The organism is Salmonella sp. SJTUF15581 (assembly GCF_043356775.1).
GTDB classification, from domain to species: Bacteria; Pseudomonadota; Gammaproteobacteria; order Enterobacterales; family Enterobacteriaceae; genus Salmonella; species Salmonella enterica.
In genome coordinates, this window is sequence record NZ_JBEUJY010000003.1 from 331,715 (window position 1) to 348,628 (window position 16,914).

At 52.5% G+C, this 16,914-nt stretch carries 12 protein-coding genes; 8 read left to right on the forward strand and 4 right to left on the reverse strand.

Annotated elements, in window-relative coordinates:
- Positions 1–63: 63 nt before the first annotated feature.
- From ABVN36_RS08500 to ABVN36_RS08525, 6 genes are all read left to right on the forward strand, one after another.
- Positions 64–1,452 carry a NarK family nitrate/nitrite MFS transporter gene (locus ABVN36_RS08500; protein ID WP_000198251.1) on the forward strand — a complete coding sequence of 463 codons (1,389 nt, stop codon included), beginning with the start codon at positions 64–66 and terminating at the stop codon, positions 1,450–1,452.
- A gap of 91 nt (positions 1,453–1,543) precedes the next feature.
- Positions 1,544–5,284 carry a nitrate reductase subunit alpha gene (locus ABVN36_RS08505; protein WP_023138159.1) on the forward strand — a complete coding sequence of 1,247 codons (3,741 nt, stop codon included), beginning with the start codon at positions 1,544–1,546 and terminating at the stop codon, positions 5,282–5,284.
- Positions 5,281–6,825, forward strand: a complete 1,545-nt coding sequence (narH, locus tag ABVN36_RS08510) for a nitrate reductase subunit beta (protein ID WP_000702603.1) — start codon at positions 5,281–5,283, stop codon at positions 6,823–6,825. The genes ABVN36_RS08505 and narH overlap by 4 nt, the downstream gene beginning before the upstream one ends.
- On the forward strand, positions 6,825–7,520 hold the full coding sequence (gene narW / locus ABVN36_RS08515; RefSeq protein ID WP_023138160.1) for a nitrate reductase molybdenum cofactor assembly chaperone: 696 nt from the start codon (positions 6,825–6,827) through the stop codon (positions 7,518–7,520). The genes narH and narW overlap by 1 nt, the downstream gene beginning before the upstream one ends.
- Positions 7,517–8,197 carry a respiratory nitrate reductase subunit gamma gene (gene narI / locus ABVN36_RS08520; RefSeq protein WP_000617103.1) on the forward strand — a complete coding sequence of 227 codons (681 nt, stop codon included), beginning with the start codon at positions 7,517–7,519 and terminating at the stop codon, positions 8,195–8,197. The genes narW and narI overlap by 4 nt, the downstream gene beginning before the upstream one ends.
- A 106-nt stretch (positions 8,198–8,303) precedes the next feature.
- Positions 8,304–9,197 carry a PhzF family isomerase gene (locus tag ABVN36_RS08525; RefSeq protein WP_023138161.1) on the forward strand — a complete coding sequence of 298 codons (894 nt, stop codon included), beginning with the start codon at positions 8,304–8,306 and terminating at the stop codon, positions 9,195–9,197.
- Between the two features lie 35 nt (positions 9,198–9,232).
- Here the strand turns inward: ABVN36_RS08525 and nhoA are convergent, their stop codons facing one another.
- A complete protein-coding gene (nhoA, locus tag ABVN36_RS08530) occupies positions 9,233–10,078 on the reverse strand; it encodes an N-hydroxyarylamine O-acetyltransferase (RefSeq protein WP_023138162.1) in 846 nt (281 codons plus the stop codon).
- A 283-nt stretch (positions 10,079–10,361) separates the two neighbouring features.
- A complete protein-coding gene (steA, locus tag ABVN36_RS08535) occupies positions 10,362–10,994 on the reverse strand; it encodes a type III secretion system effector SteA (protein ID WP_023138163.1) in 633 nt (210 codons plus the stop codon).
- Between the two features lie 512 nt (positions 10,995–11,506).
- On the opposite strand from steA, the gene ansP reads away from it, so the two are divergent.
- Positions 11,507–13,000, forward strand: coding sequence for an L-asparagine permease (ansP, locus tag ABVN36_RS08540; RefSeq protein WP_000857112.1), 1,494 nt, complete (start codon positions 11,507–11,509; stop codon positions 12,998–13,000).
- Between the two features lie 76 nt (positions 13,001–13,076).
- Here the strand turns inward: ansP and ABVN36_RS08545 are convergent, their stop codons facing one another.
- Together ABVN36_RS08545 and ABVN36_RS08550 are read right to left on the reverse strand one after the other, a co-directional pair.
- Positions 13,077–13,298, reverse strand: coding sequence for a YgdI/YgdR family lipoprotein (locus tag ABVN36_RS08545; protein WP_000732362.1), 222 nt, complete (start codon positions 13,296–13,298; stop codon positions 13,077–13,079).
- 144 nt (positions 13,299–13,442) lie between these two features.
- Positions 13,443–14,504 (reverse strand): YncE family protein, encoded by a 1,062-nt coding sequence (locus ABVN36_RS08550; RefSeq protein ID WP_020898775.1) that lies wholly within the window; start codon positions 14,502–14,504, stop codon positions 13,443–13,445.
- 263 nt (positions 14,505–14,767) lie between these two features.
- Between ABVN36_RS08550 and pqqU the strand changes: the two genes are divergently transcribed.
- A complete protein-coding gene (gene pqqU / locus ABVN36_RS08555) occupies positions 14,768–16,888 on the forward strand; it encodes a TonB-dependent receptor PqqU (protein ID WP_023138164.1) in 2,121 nt (706 codons plus the stop codon).
- The last annotated feature ends 26 nt before the right edge of the window (positions 16,889–16,914 follow it).

A 16,914-nucleotide genomic window follows, 5' to 3' on the forward strand; every position in this document is an offset into this window, starting at 1 on the left:
CGCGTGACGCTCTGTCTCTTTTTTGTGTTTTTTCTCAAATGATATGCGCATGTGAGGGGTAAAATGACACGACAAAACGAGAATTATAACCGTTATCTCTTGAGTGACTGGCGACCCGAAAATCCAGCCTTCTGGGAGAATAAAGGGAAAGGCATCGCCAGAAGAAATTTATGGATTTCAGTAAGTTGTTTGCTCCTGGCATTTTGCGTCTGGATGTTGTTTAGCGCTGTTGCCGTCAACCTCAATAAAATTGGATTTAATTTTACCACCGACCAACTCTTTTTATTAACCGCATTACCTTCTCTTTCCGGCGCAATATTACGCGTTCCCTACTCCTTTATGGTGCCACTGTTTGGTGGTCGTAAATGGACCGTATTAAGCACCGTAATATTGATTATTCCCTGCGCCTGGCTGGGATTCGCCGTGCAAAATCCCGCCACCCCTTTCGGGGTATTTATGCTCATCGCTCTGTTGTGCGGTTTTGCGGGGGCAAACTTCGCGTCCAGTATGGGCAACATCAGTTTTTTCTTTCCAAAAGCCAGACAAGGTAGCGCGTTGGGTATTAACGGCGGACTGGGAAATCTTGGCGTCAGTGTGATGCAGTTGATTGCGCCGCTGGTTATTTTTCTGCCGATATTTACTTTTTTAGGCGTCCAGGGCGTGCCGCAACCTGATGGCTCCCTGCTCGCCCTCACTAACGCCGCCTGGATCTGGGTGCCGTTACTGGCTGTCGCGACGCTTGCCGCCTGGTTTGGTATGAACGATATCGGCAGTTCAAAAGCGTCTGTCGCCTCGCAATTGCCGGTGCTAAAACGTCTGCACCTGTGGCTGCTTAGCCTGCTGTACCTGGCGACATTCGGGTCATTCATCGGCTTTTCCGCAGGTTTCGCCATGCTCGCCAAAACGCAATTTCCCGACGTAAACATTCTGCAACTGGCGTTCTTTGGCCCCTTTATCGGCGCGCTGGCGCGATCGGCAGGCGGCGTGATCTCCGATAAATTCGGCGGCGTTCGCGTCACGCTCATTAATTTTATCTTTATGGCGCTGTTTACCGCCTTGCTATTCCTCACGCTGCCAGGCTCCGGCGCAGGCAGCTTTAGCGCGTTCTATCTTGTTTTTATGGGCCTGTTTTTGACAGCGGGTCTCGGCAGCGGTTCTACCTTCCAGATGATTGCGGTGATCTTCCGTCAGATCACGCTCTACAACGTCAAACTGCGCGGCGGGAGCGATGAGCAGGCGCAGCGCGAAGCGGTGACGGATACCGCCGCCGCGCTCGGTTTTATCTCCGCTATTGGCGCTGTGGGCGGCTTCTTTATTCCAAAAGCGTTTGGCACCTCTTTGGCCTTGACCGGCTCGCCGGTGGGCGCCATGAAAATCTTTTTGCTGTTTTACCTCGCTTGCGTCCTGCTGACCTGGCTGGTCTACGGGCGTCGTAAGCCTAAACAACAATAACAACATACGCACCTGTAGGACGGCCATCCGGTAATGGTTTAACGCCAAATCGACAGGATGGCGGAAAATTTATCGAAGCAGGAGAAATGTCATGAGTAAACTGTTGGATCGCTTTCGTTACTTTAAACAAAAAGGCGATACCTTTGCCGACGGCCATGGTCAGGTGATGCATACCAACCGCGACTGGGAAGACAGTTATCGCCAGCGCTGGCAGTTTGATAAGATCGTGCGCTCAACCCACGGCGTCAACTGCACGGGCTCCTGTAGCTGGAAAATTTATGTCAAAAACGGTCTGGTGACGTGGGAAACCCAGCAAACCGACTACCCGCGCACGCGTCCCGATTTACCGAACCATGAACCGCGCGGCTGCCCGCGCGGCGCCAGCTACTCCTGGTATCTCTATAGCGCCAATCGTCTGAAATACCCTCTGGCGCGTAAGCGGCTGATAGAACTGTGGCGCGAGGCTCTTTCCCGGCACAGCGATCCGGTACGGGCATGGGAATCTATAATGAACGACCCGCAAAAATGCCAAAGTTACAAACAGGTGCGCGGACATGGCGGCTTTATTCGTTCGAACTGGAAAGAGCTGAATCAGCTCATTGCCGCCGCTAACGTCTGGACAATCAAAACCTATGGTCCGGATCGTGTGGCGGGGTTTTCACCTATTCCGGCAATGTCGATGGTTTCTTACGCCGCCGGAACACGTTATCTGTCATTGCTTGGCGGTACTTGTCTGAGCTTCTATGACTGGTATTGCGATCTTCCACCCGCGTCGCCAATGACCTGGGGCGAGCAGACTGATGTGCCGGAGTCCGCCGACTGGTATAACTCAGCCTACATTATTGCCTGGGGCTCTAACGTGCCGCAGACGCGTACCCCGGACGCCCACTTTTTTACCGAAGTGCGCTACAAAGGCACCAAGACAATCGCCATCACCCCGGACTATTCCGAAGTCGCTAAACTGTGCGATCAGTGGCTGGCGCCAAAGCAAGGTACCGACAGCGCGCTGGCGATGGCCATGGGTCACGTTATTTTAAAAGAGTTTCATCTCGATAATCCCAGCGACTATTTTCTTAACTATTGCCGCCGTTATACCGACATGCCAATGCTGGTCCTGTTGGATGAGCGCGCAGACGGCAGTTATGTACCGGGGCGTATGATACGCGCGTCGGATCTGGTGGATGGACTGGGAGAAGCCAATAATCCGGAATGGAAAACCGTCGCGTTCAACAGTACGGGCGAACTGGTCGCGCCCAACGGTTCTATCGGTTTTCGCTGGGGAGAAAAGGGAAAATGGAACCTGGAACCGGTGGCGGCAGGCGTCGAAACTGAACTGTCGCTCTCTTTACTTGGTCAGCATGATGACGTGGCGGGTGTCGCCTTCCCCTATTTTGGCGGTAACGAAAACCCACATTTCCGCAGCGTGCGGCAGGAACCGGTGCTGGTACGTCAGTTACCGGTGAAACGCCTGGCTCTGGCGGACGGTAGCGAGCGGATGGTCGTCAGCGTTTACGATCTGGTGCTGGCTAATTATGGGCTGGATCGTGGTCTGGATGACTGCCATAGCGCCAATAATTATAACGACGTAAAAGCCTACACGCCGGCCTGGGGCGAACAGATTACCGGCGTGCCGCGTCGACATATCGAAACTATTGCGCGTGAATTTGCCGAGACCGCCCATAAAACTCACGGTCGTTCGATGATCATCCTCGGCGCGGGAGTGAATCACTGGTATCACATGGATATGAATTACCGTGGGATGATTAACATGCTGGTGTTCTGCGGTTGTGTTGGACAAACCGGCGGCGGCTGGGCGCATTATGTCGGCCAGGAGAAGCTGCGGCCGCAAACCGGCTGGCTGCCGCTGGCCTTCGCGCTGGACTGGAATCGCCCACCGCGTCAGATGAACAGTACCTCGTTTTTCTACAACCATGCCAGCCAGTGGCGCTATGAAAAACTGACTGCGCAAGAGTTGCTGTCGCCGTTGGCCGATCCGGCTAAATTTTCCGGACACCTGATCGATTTCAACGTGCGCGCGGAACGTATGGGCTGGCTACCCTCGGCGCCGCAGCTTAATCTTAACCCGCTCAGCGTGAAAGCGAGCGCCGCTAAAGCCGGGCTGTCTGCGGCGGATTATACCGTGCAGGCGTTGAAATCAGGCGCTATCCGTTTTGCCTGCGAACAGCCCGACAGTGGTCATAATCACCCGCGAAATTTATTTGTCTGGCGCTCTAACCTGCTCGGCTCCTCCGGGAAAGGTCATGAGTATATGCTCAAATATCTGCTGGGCACCGACAGCGGTATCCAGGGCGAAGCGCTGGGTTCCAGCGAAGGAATTAAGCCTGAAGAGGTGGAATGGCAGTCCGCCGCGATTGAGGGCAAGCTCGATCTGTTGGTCACGCTTGATTTCCGTATGTCCAGTACCTGTCTGTTTTCCGATATCGTTTTGCCGACCGCCACCTGGTATGAAAAAGACGATATGAATACCTCGGATATGCATCCGTTTATCCACCCCCTTTCCGCCGCGGTCGATCCTGCCTGGGAATCCAAAAGCGACTGGGAAATCTACAAAGGTATCGCCAGCGTCTTTTCTGAAGTGTGTGTCGGACATCTCGGACAGGAAACCGATGTGGTGTTACACCCGCTCCAGCATGATTCCCCGGCGGAACTGGCGCAGCCATTTGATATTCTCGACTGGCGTAAAGGCGAGTGCGAACTTATTCCGGGCAAAACCGCCCCCAATATCGTCGTGGTTGAACGCGATTATCCGGCCACCTATGAACGTTTTACCTCGCTGGGTCCCCTGCTGGATAAATTAGGCAACGGCGGTAAGGGTATTGCCTGGAATACGCAAGATGAAGTCGATTTCCTCGGTAAGCTCAATTACACCAAACACGATGGCCCGGCGAAAGGACGTCCACGGATCGACACCGCGCTGGATGCTTCGGAAGTGATTCTTGCCTTAGCGCCGGAAACTAACGGCCAGGTGGCGGTGAAAGCCTGGCAGGCGTTGGGCGAGATGACCGGGCGCGAGCACACCCATCTGGCCATCAATAAAGAAGATGAGAAAATTCGCTTTCGTGATATCCAGGCGCAACCGCGCAAAATTATCTCCAGCCCGACCTGGTCAGGGCTGGAAAGCGAGCATGTCTCTTATAACGCCGGCTATACCAACGTACATGAACTGATCCCGTGGCGCACGTTGTCGGGGCGGCAACAACTCTATCAGGATCATGCGTGGATGCGCGCTTTTGGCGAAAGCCTGGTGGCATATCGTCCGCCGATTGATACCCGCAGCGTCAGCGAAATGCGAGAAATTCCGCCCAACGGTTTCCCGGAAAAAGCGCTTAACTTCCTGACGCCGCACCAGAAATGGGGAATTCACTCCACCTACAGCGAAAACCTGCTGATGCTGACCTTGTCGCGCGGCGGGCCGATTGTCTGGATCAGCGAAGCCGATGCCCGTGAATTGGGTATTGAAGATAACGACTGGATTGAAGCCTTCAACGCTAATGGCGCCCTTACCGCTCGTGCGGTGGTCAGCCAGCGCGTCCCGCCGGGTATGACCATGATGTACCACGCCCAAGAGCGGATTATGAACATTCCGGGTTCGGAAGTCACCGGGATGCGCGGCGGGATCCATAACTCCGTGACCCGGGTCTGTCCAAAACCGACGCATATGATCGGCGGCTATGCGCAACTGGCTTACGGCTTCAACTATTACGGAACCGTGGGTTCGAATCGCGATGAATTCATCATGATCAGGAAAATGAAAAACATTAACTGGCTGGATGATGAGGGCCGGGATCAGGCACAGGAGGCGAAAAAATGAAAATACGCTCACAGGTTGGGATGGTACTGAATCTCGATAAATGTATTGGCTGTCACACCTGCTCCGTCACCTGTAAAAACGTCTGGACCGGACGTGAAGGGATGGAATACGCATGGTTCAATAACGTCGAAACTAAACCGGGCATCGGCTATCCCAAAAACTGGGAAGACCAGCAGGAGTGGCAAGGCGGTTGGGTTCGTGATGTTAATGGCAAGATAAGACCCCGTCTGGGCGGCAAAATGGGGGTAATTAGCAAAATTTTCGCCAACCCGGTGATTCCGCAAATCGATGATTACTATGAACCCTTTACCTTCGATTATCAGCATTTACATACAGCGCCGGAGAGTAAGCATCAGCCCACTGCCCGTCCGCGTTCACTGATCGACGGAAAACGGATGGACAAGGTGATCTGGGGGCCAAACTGGGAAGAGCTGCTCGGCGGCGAGTTTGAAAAACGCGCCCGCGACCGTAACTTCGACAACATACAAAAGGAGATGTACGGTCAGTTCGAAAACACCTTCATGATGTACCTGCCGCGCCTGTGCGAACACTGCCTGAACCCCAGTTGTGTCGCCACCTGCCCAAGTGGCGCTATTTATAAGCGTGAAGAAGACGGCATCGTGCTAATCGACCAGGATAAATGCCGGGGCTGGCGTTTGTGTATCAGCGGCTGCCCGTACAAAAAAATCTACTTTAACTGGAAGAGCGGCAAGTCTGAGAAATGCATATTTTGCTATCCGCGTATTGAATCCGGCCAGCCGACCGTTTGCTCGGAAACCTGCGTCGGGCGCATCCGTTATCTTGGCGTTCTGCTCTACGACGCCGACAGGATTGAAGAAGCGGCCAGTACCGAACACGAGACAGATTTGTATGAACGTCAGTGCGATGTGTTTCTCAATCCGCACGATCCGGCGGTCATCGAAGAGGCGCTTAAACAGGGCATCCCGCAAAACGTCATCGACGCCGCCCAACGGTCGCCGGTGTACAAAATGGCGATGGACTGGAAGCTGGCGCTTCCGCTGCACCCGGAATACCGTACCCTGCCGATGGTCTGGTACGTACCGCCGCTATCGCCCATCCAGTCATACGCCGACGCGGGCGGGTTGCCGCACAATGGCAATATTCTGCCAGCGGTGGAGACGCTGCGTATTCCGGTCCAGTACCTGGCCAATATGCTCAGCGCGGGCGATACCGGCCCGGTCATTCGGGCGCTAAAGCGGATGATGGCGATGCGCCACTACATGCGCTCGCAGACGGTTGAAGGCGTGACGGATACCCGCGCGATTGACGAAGTGGGTCTGAGCGTACAACAGGTTGAAGAGATGTATCGCTACCTGGCGATTGCCAATTATGAAGATCGTTTTGTCATTCCCACCAGCCACCGGGAAATGGCGCGCGACGCCTTTCCGGAGCGCAACGGCTGCGGCTTTACTTTTGGCGACGGTTGTCACGGCTCGGATACCAAATTCAACCTGTTCAACAGTAGCCGTATTGATGCCATCAATATCACCGAAGTGCGTGATAAAGCGGAGGGGGAATAATGCAAATCCTCAAAGCGATTGGCCTGTTGATGGAGTATCCGGACGACGAGTTGTGGGAATGTCGGGATGAAGCGCTCACCCTTATCCAACACGATGCGCCAATGCTGGCCGACTTCACTCGCGAGCTGCTTTATGCGCCGTTACTGGATAAACAAGCAGAATGGTGTGAAGTATTTGACCGCGGGCGCGCCACTTCATTGCTGTTATTCGAGCATGTTCATGCGGAGTCCCGCGATCGCGGCCAGTCGATGGTCGATTTGTTAAGTCAGTATGAAACCGTGGGCCTGCAGCTCAACTGCCGCGAACTGCCGGATCATCTGCCGCTCTATCTGGAGTACTTAAGCGTGTTGCCGAAAGCGGAAGCGCGCGAGGGATTACAGAATATTGCCCCTATTCTGGCGCTACTGGGCGGTCGTCTGAAACAGCGAGGAGCGCCGTGGTATCAACTGTTTGACGCCCTGCTGACGCTGGCGGGCAGTACGCTTACAAGTGACAGTGTCACCAAACAGATTATTCAGGAATCGCGGGATGATACCCGTCAGGCACTGGATGCCGTCTGGGAAGAAGAGCAGGTGAAGTTTATCGAAGACAACGCCACGACCTGTGACAGTTCACCGTTACACCATTATCAACGACGCTTTAGCCAGGACGCGGCGCCGCAGTACGTCGACGTCAGCGCGGGAGGCCCGAAATGATACAGTACCTGAACGTCTTTTTTTACGACATCTACCCCTATATTTGCGCCACGGTATTCTTCCTCGGCAGTTGGCTGCGCTATGACTACGGACAATATACCTGGCGCGCGTCGTCCAGCCAGATGCTGGATAAGCGTGGGATGGTGATATGGTCGAATCTGTTCCATATTGGCATTCTGGGGATCTTTTTTGGCCATCTGTTTGGAATGCTGACGCCACACTGGATGTATGCCTGGTTCCTGCCGATTGCGGTAAAACAGCAGATGGCGATGATCCTCGGCGGCGTGTGCGGCGTATTAACGTTGATCGGCGGCGCGGGATTACTGTGGCGTCGTCTGACCAATCAGCGTGTGCGGGCGACATCCACTACACCTGATATTATCATCATGAGCATTTTGCTGATTCAGTGTCTGCTTGGCCTGAGCACCATTCCGTTTTCGGCGCAATATCCGGATGGCAGCGAAATGATGAAGTTGGTGGGCTGGGCGCAAAGTATTGTCACCTTCCGCGGCGGGTCTTCGGAAATGCTGAACGGTGTGGCGTTTGTTTTCCGCGTTCATCTGGTGCTGGGAATGACTATTTTCCTGCTCTTCCCGTTCACCCGTCTGGTTCATGTCTGGAGCGCGCCGTTTGAGTATTTCACCCGTCGCTACCAGATTGTTCGTACCCGCCGCTAATTCTCTTTGCCCGGGGCGTACGCTTACCGGGCAAAGAAAAACACATGGGCGTCGTCATTCGGCAACGCACAGGCTATGATGATTCTTCAGTCAAAGGAGAACATCAATGAAACCGCAGATTTACCATGTTGACGCCTTCACCAGCGACCCCTTTCGCGGCAACTCTGCTGGCGTTGTCTTACATGCGGATACGCTAAGCGACGCGCAGATGCAGCTGATTGCCCGTGAACTTCGTCACTCGGAAACCGCCTTTTTGCTAAAAAGCGAAGAGAGTGATGTGCGCATACGCTACTTTACACCGACAGTAGAAGTCCCCATCTGTGGTCATGCCACCGTGGCCGCGCATTATGTTCGGGCAACGGTACTGGGGTTGGGAAACACCACCGTCTGGCAAACCTCGTTAGCGGGCCGTCATCGCGTTGAAATTCATGCCGAACACAACGACTATCGCATCACGCTGGAACAAGGTCAGCCCTCTTTTGAACCACCGCTAGTCGGAGAGATTCGGGCTGCCATCATCACCGCGTTGAACCTGACTGAAGATGATATCGTGCCGGGAGCGCCAATTCAGGTAGCTTCAACAGGACATGCAAAAGTGATGATCCTGCTCAAACCAGACGTTGATATTGATGCCCTTTCTCCGAATCTGGCAGCCCTGACGGCAATCAGCCAGCAAATTGGCTGTAACGGCTTTTTTCCTTTCCAGATTCGTCCGGGAGAAAACGAAACCGATGGGCGAATGTTTTCCCCGGCGATAGGGATTGTGGAAGATCCGGTAACGGGAAACGCCAATGGCCCGATGGGTGCATGGCTCGTCCATCATGGCCTGATGGCGCATGACGGTAAAACGCTGCAGATTCAAGGCTATCAGGGGCGCGCTTTAGGCAAAGAGGGTACTGTTGATGTTACCGTCACCATTCGCGATAACCAGCCGGAAAACGTCACCATCTCCGGCCAGGCGGTCATTCTGTTTCATGCCGAATGGGCCATTACTTTTTAATCTTTGTCAGGCCCGCAAATCCTCGCGGCAAAAAATTATTTTCCCGCCTCCGGATGGGTATCAAATGCAGCCATTACCGCGGCCAGCTCCGCCTCGGTAAAACCGTGCTTTACATCATTTACGCCGAGACCAAACTGCTGCTGAAGTAACTGATACAACGACGGTACATCCGGTACATTGGCCTGTTCAACGGCATGTCCCTGGTGGTAACGCGTGAAGTGGAAATTCGTTAATGTCAGCTTGCCGCCATCAGGCAAATGGCGGCACATCAACAAATGATGACGAAAATGGGATTGCGGCCAGTGAGCCGACCAGAAATTGCCCATCACATGATCGCTCTGCTGCTGCACCGCCAGATCAAAACAGTACATCGACTGCCAGTGCTCATGGTGGCGGAATTGTAAAATCCATGTGCTCCCCTCCTGCATCAGGCGGTATTCGCCATGCGGCGTTTGCTGGGCAATTTCAGCCTGCAGACGAAGCGGCGCGGTTAGCGTTTGGCCGCCAAACCCCACGTCCGCGATCCACTGCTCATTCTCAACATCAACCAGCAGCAAACGGTGCGTGCGCGGCGGTAAACTGGCGGGATGAGACAGAATGACCCGCCCCAATAAGCTTCGGACGTTAAAACCGATGTCGCGTAACGCACGTTCAAACAGGCCATTCAGTTCAAAACAGTATCCACCGCGTCGGGCATAAAGCAGTTTCTCCTCTAATGCCGTCTCATCGAGCTGTATTTCACGAGGCAGTAGCACATCCAGATTTTCAAAAGGAATCGCGCAGTTGTGCGCTAAGTGAAGCGTTCTGAGCGCTTCAACCGTAGGAACCCCCAACGGCTGACAATGTAATCGCGTAAAATAAGCATGTAAAAAAGAGGTCATCTGAGGCTTCCATTAACATTAATGCTTGCGTTCGGCACACAGGCTGAGGCGGATATCGCTGCGCAACAGGATACCCTATCCGTGGAATAGCGTTGGATACTTTTGAAAAAAATAAGACAGGCCGGCTACAGCGCCGGAGGTACGTGGGATTTTGGCCTACAAACGGAAATCGGGTTCTGAGAATCTCTTTGCGACACGCCGCCAAAATAGCGGCGTGTTAAAATTTTTAACGCCAGCTCAGCGAGTCTGATTTCTAACAAAACTGGCTAAACATAAACGCTTTTTAATAAGTGTCCAAATAGTTACGGTAACGCTCTTTTATGTCGGCCGCCCGTTGCGCTTTCGCCTCCGGCATGTCGCTGGCCCGAGCGATATAATGTTCTAAACTCGGAATGGCGCCTAATGCCTGAGGTAAGGCATTATATGCTGCTATTCGTTCTCTGACGGTTTTATGGTCTTTATCAATATCATAATGATAGTACGCTGGCGCTTCTAAAAAGCCCTCTTCCAGTCTCATACAAATATCTTCAAAGGTTCCCTCAACCTCAACGGAATGTTCGCCATCCGATATCCTGACGATTGGCTTACCTCCAGCTATCAGCGAGAGTTGTTCGAATATTAACCTCCGACCATCAGAAAGCTCGACATCTATAGCATACAGTCCATCACATACAGCATCAGCAAGGTGATCATGGATATTCCCTGCATTGGCACAGAACTCCTCAACTTTAGGCGTAACATTGCAATAATGTTCAATTACTCTTGTAAATCCGTAGGCTAATCCTGCGGTAAGCACATACAAGATGCCTTTCATGATTTTTGTTGATAATTTATTTTCATAATCTCCTGCAGCAACATGAGGTAGCTTATTTCCTGATAAAGCTCTGGCATAGGTAGAAACTGATGTATGTGGCATATCCTGCTCCTTCAAATTTTGCTCAATAGCTTTATATGTCCTACTCCTCTCTCATTATGACGATATGTCAATCAACAAAATTGCTCAAAGGCATATATTTTCAGGAGAAAATGAGAATAACAGGCGCAACGGCCTTATCTTATGCTGCTGCAATATCGTCAGGTGGTTTATCGTTCGAGGTCATATCTATGACCATAAATCCCACCATGGATTAACCCTGATTAATTATTGCGCAAAGTAATCACTGCGGATTTGTGCTGGCGTCTTATCTGGCTGAATCGTGACCACACCGCACCACATCTGACCACACAAATAAACTCGACATCCTCATTTTGTTCTTCCCGTATGTTTTGCGTCATTTAACAATTGCAGGTAGGATGCTCCGCCGGCGGTTTTATCCTTGTCACAGAATCAGGGAAAAGCGGCATTCGCCATTGCAGGCAATCGATTGGTGAGCGCCCGTCGCGGCATAAGGAATTTTTCTGTCAGGACAGGCTATAACAGGTAACGTAATGAAAACACAGACTACGCACGCCGCAGAACAACATGCGGCGAAACGACGCTGGCTGAACGCCCATGAAGAGGGGTATCACAAAGCGATGGGGAATCGTCAGGTTCAGATGATTGCTATCGGCGGCGCGATTGGCACCGGTTTATTTTTAGGTGCAGGCGCCCGATTGCAAATGGCCGGACCGGCACTGGCGCTGGTCTATCTGATATGTGGCATTTTTTCTTTTTTCATTTTACGCGCGCTGGGCGAACTGGTATTGCATCGCCCTTCCAGCGGGAGTTTCGTCTCCTACGCCCGTGAATTTTTGGGTGAAAAAGCGGCCTACGTCGCAGGCTGGATGTACTTTATTAACTGGGCGATGACCGGGATCGTCGATATCACCGCAGTGGCGTTATATATGCACTACTGGGGCGCATTTGGCGACGTTCCGCAATGGGTGTTCGCGCTCGGCGCGTTAACCATTGTCGGTACCATGAACATGATCGGCGTAAAATGGTTTGCCGAAATGGAGTTCTGGTTCGCGCTGATAAAAGTACTCGCCATTGTTATCTTCCTGGTGGTAGGCACGATTTTTCTCGGTACCGGTCAACCGCTTGAGGGTAATGCCACCGGTTTTCACCTGATTACAGATAATGGCGGCTTTTTCCCGCACGGCCTGTTGCCCGCGCTGGTACTGATTCAGGGCGTAGTGTTCGCTTTTGCGTCGATTGAACTGGTCGGTACCGCCGCTGGGGAGTGCAAAGATCCACAGACGATGGTGCCAAAAGCCATCAATAGCGTGATCTGGCGTATTGGTCTTTTCTATGTAGGATCGGTCGTATTGCTGGTTTTGCTGCTGCCGTGGAACGCCTATCAGGCGGGGCAAAGTCCGTTTGTCACCTTCTTTTCTAAACTTGGCGTGCCTTATATCGGCAGTATTATGAATATCGTGGTGTTAACCGCCGCGCTTTCCAGCCTGAACTCCGGGCTTTACTGTACGGGGAGAATTTTACGTTCAATGTCGATGGGGGGTTCCGCACCGAAATTCATGGCGAAAATGAGCCGTCAGCATGTGCCCTATGCGGGTATTCTGGCGACTCTGGTGGTTTACGTGGTCGGCGTGTTCCTGAATTACCTGGTCCCCTCCCGCGTGTTTGAGATCGTTCTTAATTTTGCCTCGCTCGGCATTATCGCATCGTGGGCGTTTATCATGGTGTGCCAAATGCGTTTACGCCAGGCGATAAAAGAAGGCAAAGCCGCAGACGTCAGTTTTAAACTGCCCGGCGCGCCTTTTACCTCCTGGCTAACGCTGCTGTTTTTACTAAGCGTGCTGGTACTCATGGCGTTTGACTACCCGAATGGAACTTACACTATCGCCTCGTTGCCGCTGATCGCCATTCTGCTGGTCGCCGGCTGGTTTGGCGTGCGACGTCGTGTGGCGGAGATCCATCGCACTGCGCCAGTGACGGCGGATTCGACAGAGAGTGTCGTATTGAAAGAAGAAGCAGCGACATAACATTCCCCTTCCCCGGCAGCCCCAGGCCTGCCGGGTTTAATGCGCGTTGCCGCCAACACCGCATCGCGCCCAATGCTTAGTCAGCCTTAATCAACTGCGCCACATCATTGCTGTTAATTTCCCGCTGGTTGCCTTCCTGATCGGTATAACTGGTCATCCCCGTCTCTTTATCTAACTGTGGCTTACCCTGAGTTACGATCGTTTGCCCATTCTTCGTCGTCATCACATAGTTGGTTGTGCAACCCGCAAGCATAAAAAACATCATGCCCAAACCTGAGCATATAAATAACTTTTTCATATTTTCCTCGTGAATATAATGAGTTAACTACAGCAAAAAGGCAGTGTAATTCTCACAGAATCATCAGGCTATCGGCGGGGTGTAACGAGGCGTATCGGTGCGTTTAAAGAGATGACTGGAGGGGTTTCCCCCTCCATACCCTATTTACAGAGCAATGCGAATAACATCATCCGGCTGCGTCGCTTCCTGTTCACGTGTCGATTTCTGCTTCACGCTGACGTAGAGCGTTTTACCATCTGCCGATAGCGCCAGGCTATTCGGGTACGTCGGCGTATCGAACGTTTTAACAACGTTATAGGTCTTCGCATCGATCACGCTGACCTGCCCTGCCTGACGATGCGTCACGTAAGCCTCGTTACGTGTCGGATTATACAGGACGGCCAAAGAGGCAGGCGCCGCGATTTTGGCAAGAATATTGCCATTACGGGTATCGACAACCAGGACTTCAGTCGCCTTCGAGTCGGTGATAAACGCGCGATGACCTGCGGTATCGAGACTCAGGTTAATAAAGAAGTGTTCTTTACCGTCATCCAGCAACTTCTTACGACTGAGAATTTTATTGCTGGCGGTATCGATGGTGATAAATTCACCATCCGCATTGGTGGTGTACAGGCGTTGCGCTTTACTGTCGAGCGCCAGACCCGTACTCATTTTGCCGGTATTTTCGATCGTCGTTTTCAGTTTGATGGTTTCGCCATCCACTACCCAAATAGCACTCTCTTTACCAACACCGCTAATGTAGATCGTGTTGGTCGCCGAATCGGCAACCAGCTCACGGGGCTGTAACGGACGAACCTCTTCAGTACGTTTGCGCTCATCAAGTACCAGACGACCTTTTACATCACCCGTTTTGGCATCAATTGCGGTAACAGCGCTGTTAATGGTATTGCCAAACCACAGCGTTTGGGTCGCGGCATTGATGGTGGCGCCGAACGGCTTGAGATCGTTATGAATCGCTTGCGTGATTTCCAGCGTCACCGGGTCGAGACGATAAACTACGCCGCCTTTATCCAGTTTACGGCTTTGCGATGTAGCCAGCCAGAGCGCGTTTTCTTGCTGACTCCAGGCCATCTCATAAGCGCCTTTGCCTACCGCTTTACGCAGCATGTCTTCCGCCGCCAGCGTGCTAAATGAGGATGCGACGAGGAGCGAACCTAACAATAAAGAACCACGCAGGCGCGGCGAAAAAAGATGACGTAAGTGCATGACGACTCCCTTTGATAAAAACGTGTATAGCTGCTTCACACTACTTCGCTGCGCGGGATCTTCGTTCCGCACTTATTATAAGTTGAGAATAATAATCATTATTTATCAGAAAGTGGAGCTTTTCCTCGCCTGCGAATGTCATGGCTCTTAAATACCGCACATTTTCTTAACTTAATGTGCGATTAAAATTTCAAAACTTTACATATTGACTACCCTTAATGTCACGTTTTCCGTTGATACGCTTACATTTATCCGGCATTTTCATGAAAATTATTTCCGTTAGACAGCGACTTTATCCCGCCCTCTTATTGCCTCTGACCTTCTCCCCGGTCCTTCAGGCCGCCAGCGCGCCCAATGAACAAACCATGATAGTCACCGCAACGCCGCAAACCGTATCCGAACTGGATACACCTGCCGCCGTTAGCGTCATTGAGGGAGAAGACATGCGTCTGGCGACGCCACGCGTCAATTTATCTGAGTCTTTAACCAGCGTCCCGGGATTGCAGGTGCAGAACCGGCAGAACTACGCGCAGGATCTGCAAATCTCTATCCGTGGATTTGGCTCGCGTTCCGCCTTTGGCGTGCGCGGCATTCGTCTGTATGTTGATGGCATTCCCGCCACCATGCCGGATGGACAAGGCCAGATTTCGAATATTGATATTAACAGCATACAAGACGTTGAAGTGTTACGCGGCCCCTTCTCAGCGCTATACGGCAATGCTTCCGGCGGCGTGATAAATGTCACCACCGAAACCGGGAGACAGCCGCCCACCCTTGAGGCCAGCAGCTACTACGGCAGTTATGGAAGCTGGCGCTATGGGCTAAAAGCCACGGGCGCGATGGGTGACGGCACACAGCCAGGCGACGTGGATTACACGGTATCGACTACCCGTTTCACCACCCACGGCTACCGCGATCACAGCGGCGCGCGAAAAAATCTGGCTAATGCCAAACTGGGCGTGCGCCTTGACGATGTCAGTAAACTCTCGCTGATTTTTAATAGTGTGGACATTAAGGCGGACGATCCCGGCGGACTTACCGAATCTGAATGGAAAGCCGATCCGCAACAGGCGCCCCGCGCTGAACAGTACAATACGCGTAAAACCATCAAACAAACTCAGGCAGGATTGCGTTATGAACGTCAGCTCAGCGCGCAGGATGATATCAGCGTGATGGCCTACGCCGGAGAGCGGGAAACCACGCAATACCAGTCTATTCCCCTGGTGGCACAGCTAAAACCAGCCCAGGCTGGCGGCGTAATTACACTGCAACGCCACTATCAGGGCATTGATTCCCGCTGGACTCACCGGGGAGAATTAGGTGTGCCGGTCACCTTCACTGGCGGATTAAATTATGAAAACATGAGCGAAAACCGCAAGGGTTACAATAACTTCCGCCTCAACAACGGCACCCCTGAGTTTGGGCATAAAGGCGATTTACGCCGGGATGAGCGTAACCTGATGTGGAATGTCGATCCTTATCTGCAAACCCAGTGGCAGCTTACGCAAAAACTCTCGCTGGATGCTGGCGTGCGCTACAGTTCCGTGTGGTTCGATTCTAACGATCGCTATATCGCGCCCGGCAATGGCGATGATAGCGGCGACGCCAGCTATCACCACTGGCTACCCGCCGGATCGCTAAAATATGCGTTAACTGACGCCTGGAATCTCTATCTTGCTGCCGGTCGCGGATTTGAAACTCCCACTATCAATGAGCTTTCTTATCGCGCTGACGGCCAAAGCGGGTTCAACTTTGACCTCAAACCGTCGACCAATGATACGGTGGAAGTCGGCAGTAAAACGCGGATTGGCAATGGCTTGTTGACCGCCGCGTTATTTCAAACCGATACCGATGATGAAATTGTCGTCGCCAGCAGTATGGGAGGACGCACTACCTACAAAAACGCGGGCAAAACGCGCCGCCAGGGCGCAGAGCTCGCGTTGGACCAGCGCTTCGCCGGCGACTGGCGGGTGAAAGCATCGTGGACCTGGCTGGATGCGACCTATCGCAGTAACGTTTGTCAGGGGCAAAACTGTGATGGAAACCGGATGCCCGGCATCGCCCGTAATATGGGATTCGCCTCATTAGGTTTTATCCCGGATGAGGGGTGGTACGCCGGAACAGACGTTCGGTATATGGGCGATATCATGGCCAATGATGAAAATACCGCCAAAGCGCCTTCGTATACCGTTGTTGGACTAAATACAGGGTATAAATTTAATTACAGTCAGCTTACCGTCGATATTTTTGGGCGGGTAGATAATCTATTTGATAAAGAATATATCGGTTCGGTGATCGTTAATGAATCTAATGGCCGATATTATGAGCCAGCGCCAGGGCGTAACTATGGCGTGGGGATTAATCTGGCATGGCAATTTGAATAAATATCCGGCAAATATCCGGCAATAGC

What these genes read in the sequence shown, in the direction of transcription:
- ansP (WP_000857112.1), top strand. Translation starts at nt 11,507, where the DNA reads ATGAAAACACAGACTACGCACGCCGCAGAACAACATGCGGCGAAACGA.
- narH (WP_000702603.1), top strand. Translation starts at nt 5,281, where the DNA reads ATGAAAATACGCTCACAGGTTGGGATGGTACTGAATCTCGATAAATGT.
- nhoA (WP_023138162.1), bottom strand. Translation starts at nt 10,078, where the DNA reads ATGACCTCTTTTTTACATGCTTATTTTACGCGATTACATTGTCAGCCG.
- ABVN36_RS08500 (WP_000198251.1), top strand. Translation starts at nt 64, where the DNA reads ATGACACGACAAAACGAGAATTATAACCGTTATCTCTTGAGTGACTGG.
- steA (WP_023138163.1), bottom strand. Translation starts at nt 10,994, where the DNA reads ATGCCACATACATCAGTTTCTACCTATGCCAGAGCTTTATCAGGAAAT.
- narI (WP_000617103.1), top strand. Translation starts at nt 7,517, where the DNA reads ATGATACAGTACCTGAACGTCTTTTTTTACGACATCTACCCCTATATT.
- ABVN36_RS08505 (WP_023138159.1), top strand. Translation starts at nt 1,544, where the DNA reads ATGAGTAAACTGTTGGATCGCTTTCGTTACTTTAAACAAAAAGGCGAT.
- narW (WP_023138160.1), top strand. Translation starts at nt 6,825, where the DNA reads ATGCAAATCCTCAAAGCGATTGGCCTGTTGATGGAGTATCCGGACGAC.
- pqqU (WP_023138164.1), top strand. Translation starts at nt 14,768, where the DNA reads ATGAAAATTATTTCCGTTAGACAGCGACTTTATCCCGCCCTCTTATTG.
- ABVN36_RS08550 (WP_020898775.1), bottom strand. Translation starts at nt 14,504, where the DNA reads ATGCACTTACGTCATCTTTTTTCGCCGCGCCTGCGTGGTTCTTTATTG.
- ABVN36_RS08545 (WP_000732362.1), bottom strand. Translation starts at nt 13,298, where the DNA reads ATGAAAAAGTTATTTATATGCTCAGGTTTGGGCATGATGTTTTTTATG.
- ABVN36_RS08525 (WP_023138161.1), top strand. Translation starts at nt 8,304, where the DNA reads ATGAAACCGCAGATTTACCATGTTGACGCCTTCACCAGCGACCCCTTT.